General features: G+C 56.8%; 18 protein-coding genes. 12 read left to right on the forward strand and 6 right to left on the reverse strand.

Translation table 11 applies throughout. From position 1 onward, the window contains the following. Window positions 1–65 precede the first annotated feature (65 nt). From ACTJK9_RS03110 to ACTJK9_RS03125, 4 genes are all read left to right on the forward strand, one after another. Window positions 66–614 (forward strand): cytochrome b, encoded by a 549-nt coding sequence (locus ACTJK9_RS03110; protein WP_085610626.1) that lies wholly within the window; start codon window positions 66–68, stop codon window positions 612–614. 180 nt (window positions 615–794) lie between these two features. Further along, entirely contained in the window at window positions 795–1,097 is a 303-nt protein-coding gene (locus tag ACTJK9_RS03115) for an ArsR/SmtB family transcription factor (RefSeq protein ID WP_007950555.1), read from the forward strand. A 63-nt stretch (window positions 1,098–1,160) separates the two neighbouring features. Beyond that, entirely contained in the window at window positions 1,161–2,156 is a 996-nt protein-coding gene (locus ACTJK9_RS03120; protein WP_085610625.1) for a zinc-dependent alcohol dehydrogenase family protein, read from the forward strand. Continuing rightward, window positions 2,153–2,482: an antibiotic biosynthesis monooxygenase family protein gene (locus ACTJK9_RS03125; protein ID WP_440812044.1), complete on the forward strand. Its 330-nt coding sequence runs from the start codon at window positions 2,153–2,155 to the stop codon at window positions 2,480–2,482. The genes ACTJK9_RS03120 and ACTJK9_RS03125 overlap by 4 nt, the downstream gene beginning before the upstream one ends. A 69-nt stretch (window positions 2,483–2,551) precedes the next feature. On the opposite strand, the gene ACTJK9_RS03130 is transcribed toward ACTJK9_RS03125, so the two are convergent. Further along, complete coding sequence (locus ACTJK9_RS03130; protein ID WP_440812046.1) at window positions 2,552–2,908, reverse strand: hypothetical protein; 357 nt, start codon at window positions 2,906–2,908, stop codon at window positions 2,552–2,554. A gap of 172 nt (window positions 2,909–3,080) precedes the next feature. Here ACTJK9_RS03130 and ACTJK9_RS03135 point away from each other — a divergent pair, with 172 nt between their 5' ends. After that, window positions 3,081–4,622 (forward strand): phospholipase effector Tle1 domain-containing protein, encoded by a 1,542-nt coding sequence (locus ACTJK9_RS03135; RefSeq protein ID WP_440812049.1) that lies wholly within the window; start codon window positions 3,081–3,083, stop codon window positions 4,620–4,622. After that, entirely contained in the window at window positions 4,622–5,275 is a 654-nt protein-coding gene (locus ACTJK9_RS03140; RefSeq protein WP_440812051.1) for a DUF2931 family protein, read from the forward strand. The genes ACTJK9_RS03135 and ACTJK9_RS03140 overlap by 1 nt, the downstream gene beginning before the upstream one ends. Window positions 5,276–5,783: 508 nt before the next feature. On the opposite strand, the gene ACTJK9_RS03145 is transcribed toward ACTJK9_RS03140, so the two are convergent. The 3 genes from ACTJK9_RS03145 to ACTJK9_RS03155 form a co-directional block, all read right to left on the reverse strand. Further along, a complete protein-coding gene (locus ACTJK9_RS03145) occupies window positions 5,784–6,398 on the reverse strand; it encodes a LysE family translocator (protein ID WP_440812054.1) in 615 nt (204 codons plus the stop codon). 110 nt (window positions 6,399–6,508) lie between these two features. After that, window positions 6,509–7,612: a DNA alkylation repair protein gene (locus ACTJK9_RS03150; protein WP_440812057.1), complete on the reverse strand. Its 1,104-nt coding sequence runs from the start codon at window positions 7,610–7,612 to the stop codon at window positions 6,509–6,511. Window positions 7,613–7,614: 2 nt separating this feature from the next. Next, window positions 7,615–8,220, reverse strand: coding sequence for a glutathione S-transferase (locus ACTJK9_RS03155; protein WP_440812060.1), 606 nt, complete (start codon window positions 8,218–8,220; stop codon window positions 7,615–7,617). 409 nt (window positions 8,221–8,629) lie between these two features. Between ACTJK9_RS03155 and ACTJK9_RS03160 the strand changes: the two genes are divergently transcribed. From ACTJK9_RS03160 to ACTJK9_RS03170, 3 genes are all read left to right on the forward strand, one after another. Then, on the forward strand, window positions 8,630–9,034 hold the full coding sequence (locus ACTJK9_RS03160) for a TraR/DksA family transcriptional regulator (protein WP_085610614.1): 405 nt from the start codon (window positions 8,630–8,632) through the stop codon (window positions 9,032–9,034). 609 nt (window positions 9,035–9,643) lie between these two features. Then, window positions 9,644–10,867 (forward strand): methyl-accepting chemotaxis protein, encoded by a 1,224-nt coding sequence (locus tag ACTJK9_RS03165; protein ID WP_440812407.1) that lies wholly within the window; start codon window positions 9,644–9,646, stop codon window positions 10,865–10,867. Between the two features lie 113 nt (window positions 10,868–10,980). Next, window positions 10,981–11,184: a hypothetical protein gene (locus ACTJK9_RS03170; protein WP_221397568.1), complete on the forward strand. Its 204-nt coding sequence runs from the start codon at window positions 10,981–10,983 to the stop codon at window positions 11,182–11,184. 6 nt (window positions 11,185–11,190) lie between these two features. On the opposite strand, the gene ACTJK9_RS03175 is transcribed toward ACTJK9_RS03170, so the two are convergent. Next, complete coding sequence (locus ACTJK9_RS03175) at window positions 11,191–11,427, reverse strand: DUF2789 family protein (RefSeq protein WP_221397567.1); 237 nt, start codon at window positions 11,425–11,427, stop codon at window positions 11,191–11,193. Between the two features lie 39 nt (window positions 11,428–11,466). Next, window positions 11,467–11,730, reverse strand: a complete 264-nt coding sequence (locus ACTJK9_RS03180) for a hypothetical protein (RefSeq protein ID WP_440812063.1) — start codon at window positions 11,728–11,730, stop codon at window positions 11,467–11,469. Between the two features lie 406 nt (window positions 11,731–12,136). On the opposite strand from ACTJK9_RS03180, the gene ACTJK9_RS03185 reads away from it, so the two are divergent. From ACTJK9_RS03185 to ACTJK9_RS03195, 3 genes are all read left to right on the forward strand, one after another. Beyond that, complete coding sequence (locus ACTJK9_RS03185) at window positions 12,137–12,607, forward strand: hypothetical protein (protein WP_007950541.1); 471 nt, start codon at window positions 12,137–12,139, stop codon at window positions 12,605–12,607. After that, a complete protein-coding gene (locus ACTJK9_RS03190; RefSeq protein ID WP_440812066.1) occupies window positions 12,604–12,801 on the forward strand; it encodes a hypothetical protein in 198 nt (65 codons plus the stop codon). The genes ACTJK9_RS03185 and ACTJK9_RS03190 overlap by 4 nt, the downstream gene beginning before the upstream one ends. Before the next feature lie 128 nt (window positions 12,802–12,929). Further along, a complete protein-coding gene (locus ACTJK9_RS03195) occupies window positions 12,930–13,946 on the forward strand; it encodes an ABC transporter substrate-binding protein (protein WP_440812069.1) in 1,017 nt (338 codons plus the stop codon). Window positions 13,947–14,004 lie beyond the last annotated feature (58 nt).

A 14,004-nucleotide genomic window follows, 5' to 3' on the forward strand; every position in this document is an offset into this window, starting at 1 on the left:
GCCCGGCAACCGGATCGAGACAGCCGAACGAATCGGCCTTCGCTTACAACAATCACGAGGCAACTATGACCCGCGACCTGGCCGCACCCCGTTATGGAAAACTGTCGATCACCTTGCACTGGCTGATGCTGGCGCTGTTCGTGGGCGTGTATGCCTGCGTTGAAATAAAAGGCTTCATGCCCCGAGGCAGCGAAGCGCGAGGCCTGTTAATGGGCCTGCACGGAATGTTCGGCGCGAGCATTTTTGTTCTGGTATGGGTGCGCCTGTTTGGCCGCCTGACGCCACGTCCGCCGATTATCCCCAAACCGCCTGCCTGGCAGACGGCAATCGCGCACCTGATGCACCTGGCCCTGTATGGGCTGATGATTGTCACGCCAGTGCTGGCCTGGCTGATGCTCGCGGCCGGCGACAAACCTTTTCCGTATTTCGGCTTTCCTGTGCCGGCGCCGGTGGCGGTCGATCCGGACCTGGCCAAGCAGATCAAGTACTGGCATGAACTGCTGGGCAGTACGGGCTATTGGCTGATCGGCCTGCACGCGGCGGCGGGACTGTTTCATCACTATTGGGTGCGGGACAACACGCTGCTGCGCATGCTGCCGTTGCGTCAGCGTTGAGTTCGTTATCAAAAAGCCAAAGGCAGTCTGCCGGGCAGGTTGCCGAACGCACGATCAGCGTCCAGTCTGTTGCCTGACAACAGGAAGTGAGGACATCTTCACGATGATCCGGCCAGCGGTTCGTTTTCCGCTGGTCAAACAGCGTATTGACATATCGAATAATCTCGATATTCTCGCGGCATGGACCTGATCGAAGTATTCAAAGCACTCTCAAACCCGGTACGGCTTGAAATCCTGAAAGGCTTGAAAGACCCCGTAAAGAACTTCCCCCCGCAGGATGAGGGCGACGTTCACACGGTGGGCGTGTGTGTGAGCAGTATTCAAGAGGGCATCGGACTCTCCCAGTCAACGGTGTCCGGTTATCTTGCAACGCTGCAGCGCGTGGGCCTGGTTGAAGTCAGGCGCATCGGTCAGTGGACCTACTACAAGCGCAATGAAGCCAATATCAGCGCTTTGGCCGAGGTCATAGGGAAAGAGCTGTAAAAAAATTTACTGCATGATATCGAGATATCTCGATATCCCTTATTGTCGATGCGAGGAATCACCATGAAAGCGATGCTGCTTGAATCATTTGGCAACCCGGAATCGTTCACACTCTGCGACTTACCCAAACCCGTGCCGGAGGCGGGGCAAGTGCTCGTTCGGGTACACGCCACCTCGATCAATCCACTGGATTACCAGGTCCGACGCGGCGACTATCAGGATCTGGTGCAACTGCCGGCCATCACCGGACATGACGTCTCCGGCGTAGTCGAAGCGGTTGGCCCCGGCGTGACGGCTTTCGCGCCCGGCGATGAAGTCTGGTACACGCCGCAAATCTTCGACGGCCCCGGCAGTTATGCCGAGTACCACGTGGCGTCCGCCAGCATCATCGGCAAAAAGCCGCGCTCGCTGAGCCATCTCGAAGCGGCCAGCCTGAGCCTGGTCGGCGGGACGGCGTGGGAAGCGCTGATCGTGCGGGCGGCGCTCAGAGTGGGGGAGAGCATTCTGATCCACGGCGGCGCGGGAGGCGTCGGACACGTCGCCATCCAGCTCGCCAAAGCGATGGGCGCCAAAGTGTTCACCACCGCGCGCGAAGCAAACGCCGAGTTCGTCCGTCGCATGGGCGCCGATGTGATCATCGACTACGAAAAGGACGACTACGTCGACGCCATCCTGCGAGAAACCAATGGCCTGGGAGTGGACGTGGTATTCGACACCATTGGCGGCGACACCCTCTCGCGCAGCCCCGACGTCCTCGCACAACTTGGCCGCGTGGTCTCGATCGTCGACATCGCCAAACCACAAAACCTCGTCCAGGCGTGGGGCAAGAACGCGAGCTATCACTTCGTTTTCACTCGCCAGAACCGCGGCAAGCTCGATGAATTGAGTGCCCTGGTGGAGCGCGGTCAACTGCGGCCACATGTTGGCGCGGTGTATTCGCTTGCGGAGATTCCGCTGGCGCATGCGCGGCTGGAAAGTCCTAACAATGGTCTTCAAGGGAAGATTGCGATTGCGGTCGTGCCGTCGCTTCGGGCGGGTTCCGTGGGGGATGCGTCATGATTTATGAGATCGCTTTGCTGCCTGTTCACGCAGAACGTGTTGATGAGTTCCGGCGTGCATTTGCCGAGGTTGCGCCTTTGCTCCGCCGCGCGAATGGGTATGGCGGGCACATGCTTGCGCAGGGGATTGAAACGCCGGAGCGGCTCAATTTGATCGTGCGGTGGGAGTCGCTTGAGGCTCACACGCAGTTTGAAGCAGGGGAAGACCACAGGGTCTTTATGCTGGGATTGGAGGGGTATTTTTCGGAGGAGCCGCAGGTTTATCACATTGAGGGGGCGGCTTTTACTGCTGGCGAAGGTGATGGGGCTCTTTGGTCCGGAAACTGAAACAGGAGCCCTTCAGAAAAAGGGAGCAGATTCACTACCTGAATCTGCTCCCTTTTTTGTTCGTTAAGCTCAACCGTTGGCGTTTGCTCTCTTTTCCGCCGTCACGATGCAAGCCTTGTAGAAATTGGAATGGAAATCGCTGATCGCTTTCTGTTGCAAACTCTCGCTTGAGTATTGAGGAATCTCGTACGCCTCGCGGATCAACGTCTTGAACAACTCACCCACATACTCGCTCTGCTTGCCTGCCGCTTCGGCCAGTTCCGACAGCGAAGCCATGGGCACGCCTTGCTGCCTGCTCTTCATGACCTGTTTGGCTGAATTTTCTATTCGTTGGCACTCTTCGAGCTCTTCCTGTGGCACAGGGGAGGCAAGAGCGGAAAGGCTGATGGTGAAGGTTATCGCTGCTGCAAGACATTGTTTGTGCACGAGGTGTCGTCCCTGGTTTTGAGGCTGAACCTTATCATTCGTGGCTCGGCGCCACCATTGCAGGCAGGGAGAAAGAGCGCCAGGTGCTGGCACGCGGCCACGCCTTGCGCCCCCCGGTTTCGGCTGTCACCCTTCGGCCCGTTCTTCAAGGATCAGAAGAAGGAATCAAGGATTGAGTGGCTACATTCCCAACCCGCCTAAAAACTATCGCAACAAAGGAACCGACCCCGTCGACATTCATGCCCAGCGTTGGGCTGAATATGAGCAACACGGGAAGGAACCGGCATCGGCACGTGAAAAAATTGGCATAGCCCTGCGGATCGGAGTGTTCTTCGATGGGACGGGGAATAATGCCAATAATGCTGCGGCCGGGCTTCTGTGTGGTGCTCATCATCCGATTGCGGCTAAAGATATCGATGCGAGTTGCAAGCCGTATATGAGTGATCCGGACAGTAGTTATGGCAACGATGTCAGCAATATCAAAAAGCTGAGTGAGCTGTATGACACGCCTGAGGCAGCCGAAGGTGAGGGCACGCGAAAACGTGCTTTTCGCATGGTGTATGTCGAAGGGATCGGCACCCGTTCAGGTGAAAAAGACAGCACCTTGGGGGCCGGTACTGGGCGCGGCGAAACCGGGGTTGCCGGTCGTGTTCAATCTTCGTTCGTATTGATCAAGCAGCGGATCAAGGAGGCGCTGGACGAAAATCCGGGCTGTGAAATTGTCTCCCTGACATTCGACACCTTCGGCTTCAGCCGTGGTGCGGCAGCCGCTCGGCATTTTGCAAATGAAGTCGTGCGCGGCAAACAGGGTCCTCTAGGAGAAATCCTTCGAAGTAACGCAGCTTCCTTGAGTTCTACTTTCAGCGATCAATATAAAAGCGATATCAATATGGGCTTTATAGGCCTGTTTGATACCGTTCCTTCCATTGCTGGCTGGTCCAATCTGGGCAACATCAAAAGCCCCGTTGCAACAGGCATCAAGCTTTATCTGGATCCACGCTATTTCATGGATGTCCTCCAATTGGTCGCGCGTGATGAGTGCAGGGGAAATTTCGCGCTCAGCTGTGTAACGCCAGATCACCAGGAGATTATTTTGCCCGGTGTTCATTCCGATATTGGTGGGGGTTACCTCGAGGAAGCGGATGAGTGCGTACTCGTCAGCCCGATGCAAACACTTGAGGTGTCGCTTGGCACCGATGTCGTGACCACCTCGATTTATCAAGACGCTTTAACCGTGAAAAGTCAGTGGCTCGCCAATGGCTGGCCTTCTGAGATGCTGGAAATCGTCACGCCACCGCCACTCCTTATGCCAAATAATCCGCAGGATCGGCCTAGTCCACAAATCAAGCGCGTCTATGCCGCCGTGCAGCTCAAACGTCCAGTGAGCGGGATGCTTTCCAGAGTGTGTTTACGCGTGATGCATCAACAGGCCAAAGCCAAGGGAGTTCGCTTCAACGATATTCCTGAGACTCCCGAGTTTTCCATTCCTACAGAGCTTCAAGCTTTATGTGATCGTTTTGTCTCTGGCGACTACAGCACCACCCCACAAGAAGAGCAAATCCTCAAACTCAAGTACATTCATACATCAGCCAACTGGAACCACCCACTCGGCCGAAGGGATGGAAGTGGCGTGAAAGCGGTTTACATCAACGCTCCCACGTCAGATGCAATTCGAGTAAAACACCCGCACGTACCTGACTGGACGCTTTGGTAATGAAGCTACTTGTAACCCTGCTCTGTGCACTGCTCACGACCGGTTGTTCCGCAGACCCGCTTTCAGCGAAAAACGACCCAAAATCCCCATGGTGGGAGCTGGGGTTCACAGAGCCTCACTACATGAAGGTATGGGTGGAAGATACTTCGGTGGAAGACATCAAAGGAAGAACGTTCCTGCACACCGGCGGAGGATCCGCCTCGGGCGGGCAACCAGAGGATGGAACAGAGTCAGCCCGAGGTTGGCATGGCGTAGGCGGCTCTGCAAAAGCAGTGGTAGGTGCGGATCTTCCCAAACGAATCTTCGTTCGTTGGCAATCTATTGTGGAGCCTCAGACCTATCGTGCTTGGGTGGATATACCGGAAGAAGCCAGGCAGCTAATGCTGACGTCGGTCAACCAGCGATGTGCGAAAACTCCGGAGGAAACGGCCACCTATATTTCTTCCGTTTATTTAGGGTTGGCGCCGGGCGGAGTTGTGCAAGTGTGGGTTAGGGACTCTTGTCATCACCCGGTCAAAGTGGCTAGGGCGCAAGCTGAGATTGAACCGCTGGGTCCAAGCCAAGGCAAAAACCAGGGGCGTTACGCATATCCGGTCAGTGAAAAATCCAAGCGTTATATCGACCAATTCGGCATTCCATATGGCAGTTGGTAATTCTTGGAAAACGGGAGCGAGTCGGAAAAAATAGGGCGGCTCTTTTGATAGCTAGATGCGTCCCATTTTTTACATTTCTTTGAAACGATCCTTCTATGGTGATCGAATACTGGATGCCACTTTGAAGATAATAAAAACTACTCGCTTTGATGACGTCGACCACGACCTCGGGTATGAGTATCGTGGTTATAACTACGAAATACAGAGCGAAGAGGATACGTTTCTGATCAGAATTTACGATGACGAACCCGGAGAGGCAACGGTGGTACGTCCGGCTTCGATGTCTAAAAACAAGAACCTCAGAAAGCTTGTCGAACTCTTACAGTCCGAGCTGGGAGTGTCCAGGGTCTCGCTTTACAAGGGGGATATGGGGTGTGACGCCGAGATCAATCTTGATAGTTTGACATTCCTTCCAGCCTGAAGCCTGCCGCGAGAAAGTGCCACGCGTGCTTACAGGATCTAGGCCAAAAGCAGTCCGAAAGTAAATCTATCCGCATTCCTCCCTGACTTATTGAACAAGCTGCCGGATCCCCAGAGACAAAATCAAACCACCGCATAATTGATCAATAGCTTTTTTCCTCCTTCGATACGCTGACGCGATGTCAGGTTGCGAAAGAGCGATTGCGACCATTCCATACCAAGTCATTGAAACCACCACTACGACTGCCAGCATTGACAAAAACGTGCTTGTTGACACGTGGGCGGGGGCTGCCGCTGAGAAAATAGCGGCGTAGAAGGCCATGGATTTAGGGTTGCCGATGTTCGTGATGACTCCTTGAATGAATGACTGCCGAAAGTTTCCGACGGCAGCCTCATTACTGTGGAAATGCGTCTTCCCGGCATTTAGCAGCAGGCGCAGTCCAAACCACATCAGATAGGCTGCCCCCAGAACTTTTACGAATAGCGCCGCCCAAGGGAACGTAGCAAATACAACGCCGATACCCGCGATTGCACAGGTGGCCCAGAGTAAGTTGACCAATACAATGCCTGCCACCAAGGCCAAAGCTTCTGACCGCGACGCAGCGACCGCTTTGTGGACTACCGCAACGAAATTGGGTCCTGGAATAACGACACCGGCCAGGTAAACCAAAAAGACTGTCAAAACAGCGGGGCCATCGATCATGTGCATTCCTTTGCGAGCTCAGTGGTTGGAGAGGTCATCATTCGGTTCAAGATCCAACGTACCTGCTACTTTCGGTTGTCATCCGATGAGCAGACCATTTTTGACGCTTATTAAGTGATGATGTCAACGGCAGTACTCCCCAACCGCTCCCCATTAACCACCACATGTACCGCATGCACCCCCGCATAGTGCTTGCGCGTAGTGAAATCCTTGATCACCTGCCGCCGCACCACAACCTCACGCTCAAACCCCGCCAACTCCAACGTCTTCAACTTGAAAACCTTGGCCGAAGTCCCGCCATTCGCCTTCACATAGTCAATCGCATAATCAATCACCAACCGCTGTTCAACTGGTACCAACGACTTCACCGTAAACGACAAGGTGATCGTCTCCCCAAGCCGCACCACCGCCGGTTCCACCTTCACATCCAGCAATTCAACCTCAGCCTTCGCCCCAGCGCCTATAACCGTGAGCGCCCGAGAATTCCCCTGTTTGATCAAACTCCGTAGCGCATGTTTGGCAATCCACGCGGTGTGTTTGTTCTCCAGCGACCACCCCTCAACCGTATCCAGCACCCACTCCGGATGCTCTTTGGTCACGTCATTCAAATGATTCGCCACGGACTTGCGCACGTACAAACTTTCATCGGCCTTCAACCGATCAATAATCCCGGCAGCCAACAGCGGATCCGCCTGCACCGTTTCCAGCCGAAACGACCACGGCAGGCGAGGGCGGCTGCCTTCGCTGGCGAGTCTTCGGACGTGGTGGTTTTCGTCTCGGGTCCAGTCGTGCATCAGTTCCAGCGAGCGTTCCAGGTCGCTGCGCAGGAAGTGGCGGATGGCGAATTCGGAGGAGCCGAAGGTGGTGAAGTATTTCAGGGCTTCCATCGAAGTGTCGAACGCGTGCGCGCCGTAGCACGCGACGTAGTGCGGCAGGCACATGCTGACGAAGCCGCTGTTCAGTCGCGGGGCAAGTTCGCGCAGCACAGCGAGGGAATCTGCGTAATCCAGCGGCAGCACCGCGTGCAGGCTTTCGCTGACGCGGGCCATGCGTTGCATGACGGAGAGGTCGGCGAGGCCGTCGTTGGCATGCTTGAGAAATGCCTTGGCCTTGAATGCCGGGTACACGGCGCTCATTTCTGTGGCGATGTGTTGCAGGCGTTCGGCGTTGAAGATTTCTTTGAGGGCCGGAGCGGCGGTTTCGGTGGTGCTCATGGTCAGGTCATCGGGGTGTTGATGAACGCCTGGGTGCTTTCGGCGTACGCGGTGTATTGGGCTATGCGCGGGAAACGTTGAGCGTCGATCTGGTCGGGGACGACGAGGCCGGTGAAGCTCCAAGCGACGGCGAGAGTGATGCCGTCCTGCTGGAGAGGGCCGTCGGTGGGCAATGGGTGATTTTCGAGTTCATGTTCAAGGGCGGTGAAGGCGGCGGCGAGTTGACCTTCGACGCGTTCGACCCACGGCTGGTATTGAATGTCGGCCGGGCGCAGGTTGCGTTCGTAGTAGAGCTGCACGGCTTTTTCGCAGGCGGCAAGACCGAGGCCGATCAGGCGCAGGGCTTTGGCGCGTTGCGGCAGGTCGGCGGGCAGCAGGGTTTTCCCGGACAGGGCTTCGAGGTAGTCGAGGATCAGGGTCGAGTCGATCAGCACTTCGCCGTCATCAAGCACCAGGGTCGGCGCCTTGACCACGGGGTTGATCTGCTGGAAACGTTCGAAGTGGCGGAACACCGAGACCGGGTCGTGTTCCAGTTCGACCCCCAGGCATTTGGCAGAGATCGCCACGCGGCGCACGTAAGGGGAGTCCAACATGCCGATCAGTTTCATGACGCGTTCCTTCTAGTCGAACCGGGGAGGGCATAACGTAGCCGAGATTGGGGGGATTTGTCAGTCTTTGGGAAGGGCTGGTGTCGCGGTTAACGACTGTAACGAATTGCGACAAAGCGCCGCTCGTCTGACGTTTGTCTTCTATATACAGCCGCTCGACTGAATTTCTTGCTATAAACGCACTCCGATGAGCGCTGTGAAGCCTGTGTCAGAGCAGTTTCCGGGCCTTGTCGGACAAATTCCCGGTATTTACAGTTGCTGAGGCCTCAAACGGGCCTTAGACTGCCGCCCCTTCGTAAATTGAGTGCCGGGTGGCGTTTGCAATAAACGATGCCTTTCCGATGACCGCAGGCGGTTCGCCGGAACGCTCCCTAATTCGCCTTAATGCACGTTTTTTATAGAGATATCAATGACAAAGGACAAGTTGCTGGCCATGCCGGCAGATGACTACATGAATGCCGAGCAACATGCTTTCTTTCGAGAGCTGTTGCAGAACATGAAAGTCGAAACCCATGAGCGCATTGAGCAGAACCGTATTGCCATCGAGAGCCTGGACACCCCGGCTGACCCGGCGGACGCCGCATCGGTGGAAGAAGAGCGCACCTGGCTGGTAAACGCGATCGATCGCGACCAGCGCATGCTGCCGCAACTCGAGCAGGCCCTTGAGCGTATCAAGGAAGACAGCTTTGGCTGGTGCGACGACAGCGGCGAGCCGATCGGGCTGAAACGCCTGCTGATCAGCCCGACCACCAAGTACTGCATCGAAGCTCAAGAGCGTCACGAGCAGATCGACAAGCACCAGCGTCAGGCCTGATTCCTGAGGCGACCCCTTCAATGCGGGTCGTCGCGAAAAGATCGCAGCCTTTTGCAGTTTCTCCGGGAACTGCAAAAGGCTGCGATCTTTGCTTTTTCTCGTCTGCCGGAAAGTCTCCCCGCTATTCCATTGACCTGCCACAGACCCACGACTAACGGACCATGGATAATGGCGTTGTAGTGGCGTTTAATGCAGTCACAACAATGAGAACAAGCGTGGGGTAACAAAATGACGAGAGATGGATCTCTGGTTGCGGCTCTGCCTGCACCAGTTGTTTTGCCGAAGAATCGCTGGCTGACGCCGACCCTGCAAAGCATCGCCCTGATGCTGTTGCTGGCCGGGATGAGCCTGGGCGAATGGCCCTTGTACATCGGCATGCCGCTGGCGGTGCTGATCGTCTGGCTGCCGCGCCTGCGTTCCCGGGCGGCTCCCGACGCGCAACCGGTCGACAGCAGCAACGCGATGTCCGAGCTGACTCGCGACCTTTCCTACACCACCAGTCATAACGCGCTATCAGCTGCTGGCATGGCGTTTTCCGTCAAGGAGCTGGCCGGCAAGCTTCAATCGCAACTCGACGCCGCCGCGCAGATCGTCAACAACGCTGAAGTGATGATCGCCACTGAGCAAGCCACTTCGCAGCTCAGCCGTGAAGCCTTGGGCGCTGCCAGCGAAGCCCATCACTGCAGCGCGGCGGGGCGCACCGAACTGGTGGATTCGATCTCGCGCATGCATCAGCTCAGCCAGCGCGCCAATGCCAGCCGCGAACTGATCGAAGCCTTGAGCCAGCGCAGCGATGACATTCAGCGCGTGACGCTGGTGATTCAATCCATCGCCAGCCAGACCAACCTCCTGGCATTGAACGCCGCCATCGAAGCGGCCCGGGCCGGCGAGCACGGTCGTGGATTTGCAGTGGTTGCGGACGAGGTACGCGGCTTGGCAGCGCGTACCGCGACGGCCACTGGCGAAGTGGGCGAGATGGTCGCCGACATCCAGCAACGCACGGCGCAGGTGGTGGAACAGATTCGGCAGCTCTCCGACGATTTGCACACGGGTGTCGAGCAGGTCGAACACACCGGTCAGCACCTGGAAAACATCGCGCGACTGGCAGCCGGGGTGGAAACCCAGGTTGGCGAAATCGCCCGAGGCGCGGAAACCAATCGTGAGCAGCTCGACAGTCTGTTCACCGCCATCGAACAGATGCGCAGCGATCTGGCGATCAGCGACCAACAGACCCGGCGTCTGGCCGAGGCCGCCGTGCAGATGGAAGGGCAGGCGGAAACCATCAGCGAACGTCTGGCCGAAGTCGGGCTGGATGACTATCACCAACGCATCTACGACCTCGCCCGCGAAGGGGCCAGCCAGATTGCCGCGCGGTTCGAGGCCGATGTCGAGCAGGGACGCATCAGTCTTGAAGACCTGTTCGACCGCCAGTATCAACCGATTCCCGACACCCAGCCGGCCAAGTTCCAGACTCGTTTTGATCGCTACACCGATCAGGTGCTGCCGGCCATTCAGGAGCCGTTGCTGCCGCGCCACGAAGGTCTGGTGTTTGCCATCGCCTGCACGCAGCAGGGTTATGTTCCGACCCACAATCAGGCGTTCAGCCAGCCACTGACCGGGGATGTGCAGGTCGATACCGTCAATAATCGCACCAAACGCAAATTCGCCGACCGCACCGGCATCCGCTGCGGCAGCCATCAGCAACCCGTACTGTTGCAGACCTACACCCGCGATACCGGCGAGCTGATGCATGACCTGTCGGTGCCGATCATGGTCAAGGGCCGGCATTGGGGCGGGTTGCGTCTGGGCTATAAACCGGAGAAGCCGCGCTGAGCCATTATTGCCGGAACTGCAATTAAGCTGTGCAGCGGCGTTGCTGTTTCCTCTTGTTCCAAATCATTAACATGCCCACATAGTTAGGTTGCTAATGAAGTTGGGAGGTCAACATGCAATGCAGAGTCGATGTCGCGGTGATGATCGGCAGCGGTGTACCCGCCGGTCTGCGCGCGATGGGGCAAAGTGTCTGCTGGGTGGTGCTGCTCAATGGCGAGCAGCGCGGCACCGCTTTTGCCAGTCGCGACGAAGCCGAGGAGTGCAGGGCGGCGTGGCTCGCGCAATTGAGCGCCAGTGCCGGAGGCAGCCTGCACTGATTGAGATCATTTGCCCCGGTGCAGGCGCACGTTCAGTTCATCGACCATCACCGCTTCTTCGCCATCGGCACGCAGCCATTCCTTGAGCAATTGCGCCTGCTGCGGGCTCCAGAATTTGGCGTCGATCAGCTTGGTATCGGCATCCAGCGGATGGGCTTCGATGAAGTCGTCGATCGCCGTTTCCTCCGAAGGCAGTCCTAATTGGTCGAACAGGGTTGTCAGATTGTACGCAGGCAGTTCCATGGTTTACTCCTTGAAGGATGGTGGGGGCGATCGCTCTCTTTATCTGAGGTGCTCGCTGGCCAGGAGTTCGATCCGTGATTCCAGTGAACGGGCGAGGGCGCAAGCGGCGTTGTGATTCTCACGGAAACCTCTGACAAGCCCTGTCGACTTTTCCCTGATATGGAAAAAGCCGTTGCCCGCCGGGATTACCTGAAACAACGGTGCCTGACCGCAAGACTCGATTGCAGGAACAGTCTCGAAGGCTGGAGTGTTCAAGGCAAAGGCGGGTTCGTGAGTCCCGGCAAAATGCGTCATAGTGCACATATGAAGTCCTTTTCATGGATTGACCCGCATTTACAGGGTGTTGCGGGTAGTCGCGAACAGCATCGCTGCTCTAGAATCGCCAACACCTGTTGACGGCATGGCGCTATCTAAAGCAATTTTTTGCGTGCGATATGTCGGAAAAGTGCTTTTGTTGGTGAGTTTTTTCCCTAAAGTTCGTAGTCAGTTTTCCTGGCCGGCCGTGATGCGTTTTCCGTCAACATTTGGAGAACGTCTTTGCAGGTTTCGCGAGTGGCATTCCAGTAGTCTTGTGCAACTCGCGTTGAATGAGCACTTCGCTCGCTCAGGCGTATATTCGAGTCATCGCGCAACACCTTCGGCCCGGCCGACTTTTTCTGCTGTGCGCGCTTTCGCGTATGGCACTCTTTTCAAGTGTGGGGATGTTTCTTTGGCAGTCAGTAACCTCGATATGCATGCTTTGTTCGTGCTGGGTGATTTGCGGGCAAAGCTGGTCAAGCAGTTTCAATCACGTTTTGTTTACATCACCGAGCAAAACGCCGAAGGCATTTACGTTGCCGAGATCGACACCGAAAGCGCATTGGTGGTCGATGACAAACCTGGCCTCAAGCTCAAGGTCGGCGATCATTTCAGCGCGTCGGTACTGCCCAGCCGTGAAGGCGGCAAGATGGACATCCGCTTTCGCGAAATCAAAATGACCGTGTACGGTCTGGGCGACTACGCGTTCGTCACCACGGCCGATGGCCACGCCATCGTGTTCAAGGAAGGCCACAGCGCGGTTACCGTGTTTGCCGCCAATGAACAACTGCAGGAAGGCCTGACCAAAACCCTGAAAGCCGTCACCGCCAAAGCCGCCAAGTGGCGCAAGGGCGAACTGGTGACGTTCAAGGCAAGCGAGTGAGCCGCGCCGATTTCCATTTGCAGAACCTCGACAGCGCCCGTGAAGAAGCACGTCGACTGTTCACTGCGAAGGCCGAGTTGAAGGGCGCCTGGCTGGGTTGGGTCGCCTCGCAAATCTACGCCTTGCAGCCTTCGGAATACGCCAGCATGGTCAGACGCGAGCTGAAGAGCCTGCAGGAAATGTCTGAAAAGTAGCCTCGTGCGTGTCATGCCCCTGAAAAAGCAGGAACCTCGTCTACAGTCAGTTGACTGAGTATTCAGAGGCTTGCGGTCTTCTGTCAGGCCATCCTGCTATTGCTGTGAACGGCACGAGGTGCAAAAGCATGAACGGATTTCGACGGTTGCTGGCTGCTGGGTTGACCACATTCGGCCTGATGACGGTGGTGCCTTCGGTGGGCGCGGCACAGGCGCCGATTCACTTTGCCGATCTGAACTGGGAAAGCGGCAGCCTGATCACCGACGTCCTGCGGATCATTGTCGAGAAGGGCTATGGCCTGCCGACCGACACCTTGCCGGGCACCACCATCACCCTTGAGACTGCGCTGGCCAACAATGACATTCAGGTCATCGGCGAAGAGTGGGCCGGGCGCAGTCCGGTATGGGTCAAGGCGGAGGCCGAGGGCAAGGTCGTCAGCCTGGGCGACACGGTCAAAGGCGCTACCGAAGGCTGGTGGGTGCCGGAATACGTGATCAAAGGCGATCCGGCCAAGGGCATCAAGCCACTGGCGCCGGACCTGCGAAGCGTCAGCGATCTGAAGAAGTACAAGGACGTGTTCAAGGATCCGGAAACCCCGAGCAAGGGCCGATTCCTCAACAGCCCGATCGGCTGGACATCGGAGGTAGTGAACAAGCAGAAGCTCACGGCGTATGGCTTGCAGAATGACTTCACCAATTTCCGCAGTGGTTCCGGTGCTGCGCTGGATGCCGAGATCAGTTCATCGATCCGCCGGGGCAAGCCGGTGCTGTTCTATTACTGGTCGCCGACGCCGTTGCTCGGCAAGTTCAAGCTGATCCAACTCGAAGAGCCGCCGTTCGATGCCGAGGCCTGGAAGACCCTGACCGACGCCGACAACCCCAATCCGAAACCGACCCGGTCACTGGCCTCGAAGCTGTCGATCGGGGTGTCTACGCCGTTCCAGAAGCAGTATCCGCAGATCGCCGAGTTCTTCAGCAAGGTCGACTTTCCGATTGATGATCTGAACAAGGCGCTGGCCGAGATGAGTGAAAAACACACACCACCTCGGGATGCGGCGACAGCGTTCATGAAGGCGCATCCGGATGTGTGGCAGGCGTGGCTGCCGAAGGATGTGGCAGATAAGGTTTCAGCTGATTTGAAATAGAGGTTGAATCAACGGACCTCATCGCGGGCAAGCCCGCTCCCACAGGTTTTTCGGTGTG

The sequence above is a fragment of the Pseudomonas sp. 22082 genome, assembly GCF_052046055.1.
GTDB lineage: Bacteria > Pseudomonadota > Gammaproteobacteria > Pseudomonadales > Pseudomonadaceae > Aquipseudomonas > Aquipseudomonas pharyngis.

Coding starts and splice junctions, on each gene's coding strand:
- ACTJK9_RS03195 (WP_440812069.1), top strand. CDS start 12,930: ATGAACGGATTTCGACGGTTGCTGGCTGCTGGGTTGACCACATTCGGC.
- ACTJK9_RS03180 (WP_440812063.1), bottom strand. CDS start 11,730: ATGTGCACTATGACGCATTTTGCCGGGACTCACGAACCCGCCTTTGCC.
- ACTJK9_RS03120 (WP_085610625.1), top strand. CDS start 1,161: ATGAAAGCGATGCTGCTTGAATCATTTGGCAACCCGGAATCGTTCACA.
- ACTJK9_RS03125 (WP_440812044.1), top strand. CDS start 2,153: ATGATTTATGAGATCGCTTTGCTGCCTGTTCACGCAGAACGTGTTGAT.
- ACTJK9_RS03150 (WP_440812057.1), bottom strand. CDS start 7,612: ATGAGCACCACCGAAACCGCCGCTCCGGCCCTCAAAGAAATCTTCAAC.
- ACTJK9_RS03170 (WP_221397568.1), top strand. CDS start 10,981: ATGCAATGCAGAGTCGATGTCGCGGTGATGATCGGCAGCGGTGTACCC.
- ACTJK9_RS03145 (WP_440812054.1), bottom strand. CDS start 6,398: ATGATCGATGGCCCCGCTGTTTTGACAGTCTTTTTGGTTTACCTGGCC.
- ACTJK9_RS03140 (WP_440812051.1), top strand. CDS start 4,622: ATGAAGCTACTTGTAACCCTGCTCTGTGCACTGCTCACGACCGGTTGT.
- ACTJK9_RS03160 (WP_085610614.1), top strand. CDS start 8,630: ATGACAAAGGACAAGTTGCTGGCCATGCCGGCAGATGACTACATGAAT.
- ACTJK9_RS03155 (WP_440812060.1), bottom strand. CDS start 8,220: ATGAAACTGATCGGCATGTTGGACTCCCCTTACGTGCGCCGCGTGGCG.
- ACTJK9_RS03175 (WP_221397567.1), bottom strand. CDS start 11,427: ATGGAACTGCCTGCGTACAATCTGACAACCCTGTTCGACCAATTAGGA.
- ACTJK9_RS03165 (WP_440812407.1), top strand. CDS start 9,644: ATGATCGCCACTGAGCAAGCCACTTCGCAGCTCAGCCGTGAAGCCTTG.
- ACTJK9_RS03115 (WP_007950555.1), top strand. CDS start 795: ATGGACCTGATCGAAGTATTCAAAGCACTCTCAAACCCGGTACGGCTT.
- ACTJK9_RS03110 (WP_085610626.1), top strand. CDS start 66: ATGACCCGCGACCTGGCCGCACCCCGTTATGGAAAACTGTCGATCACC.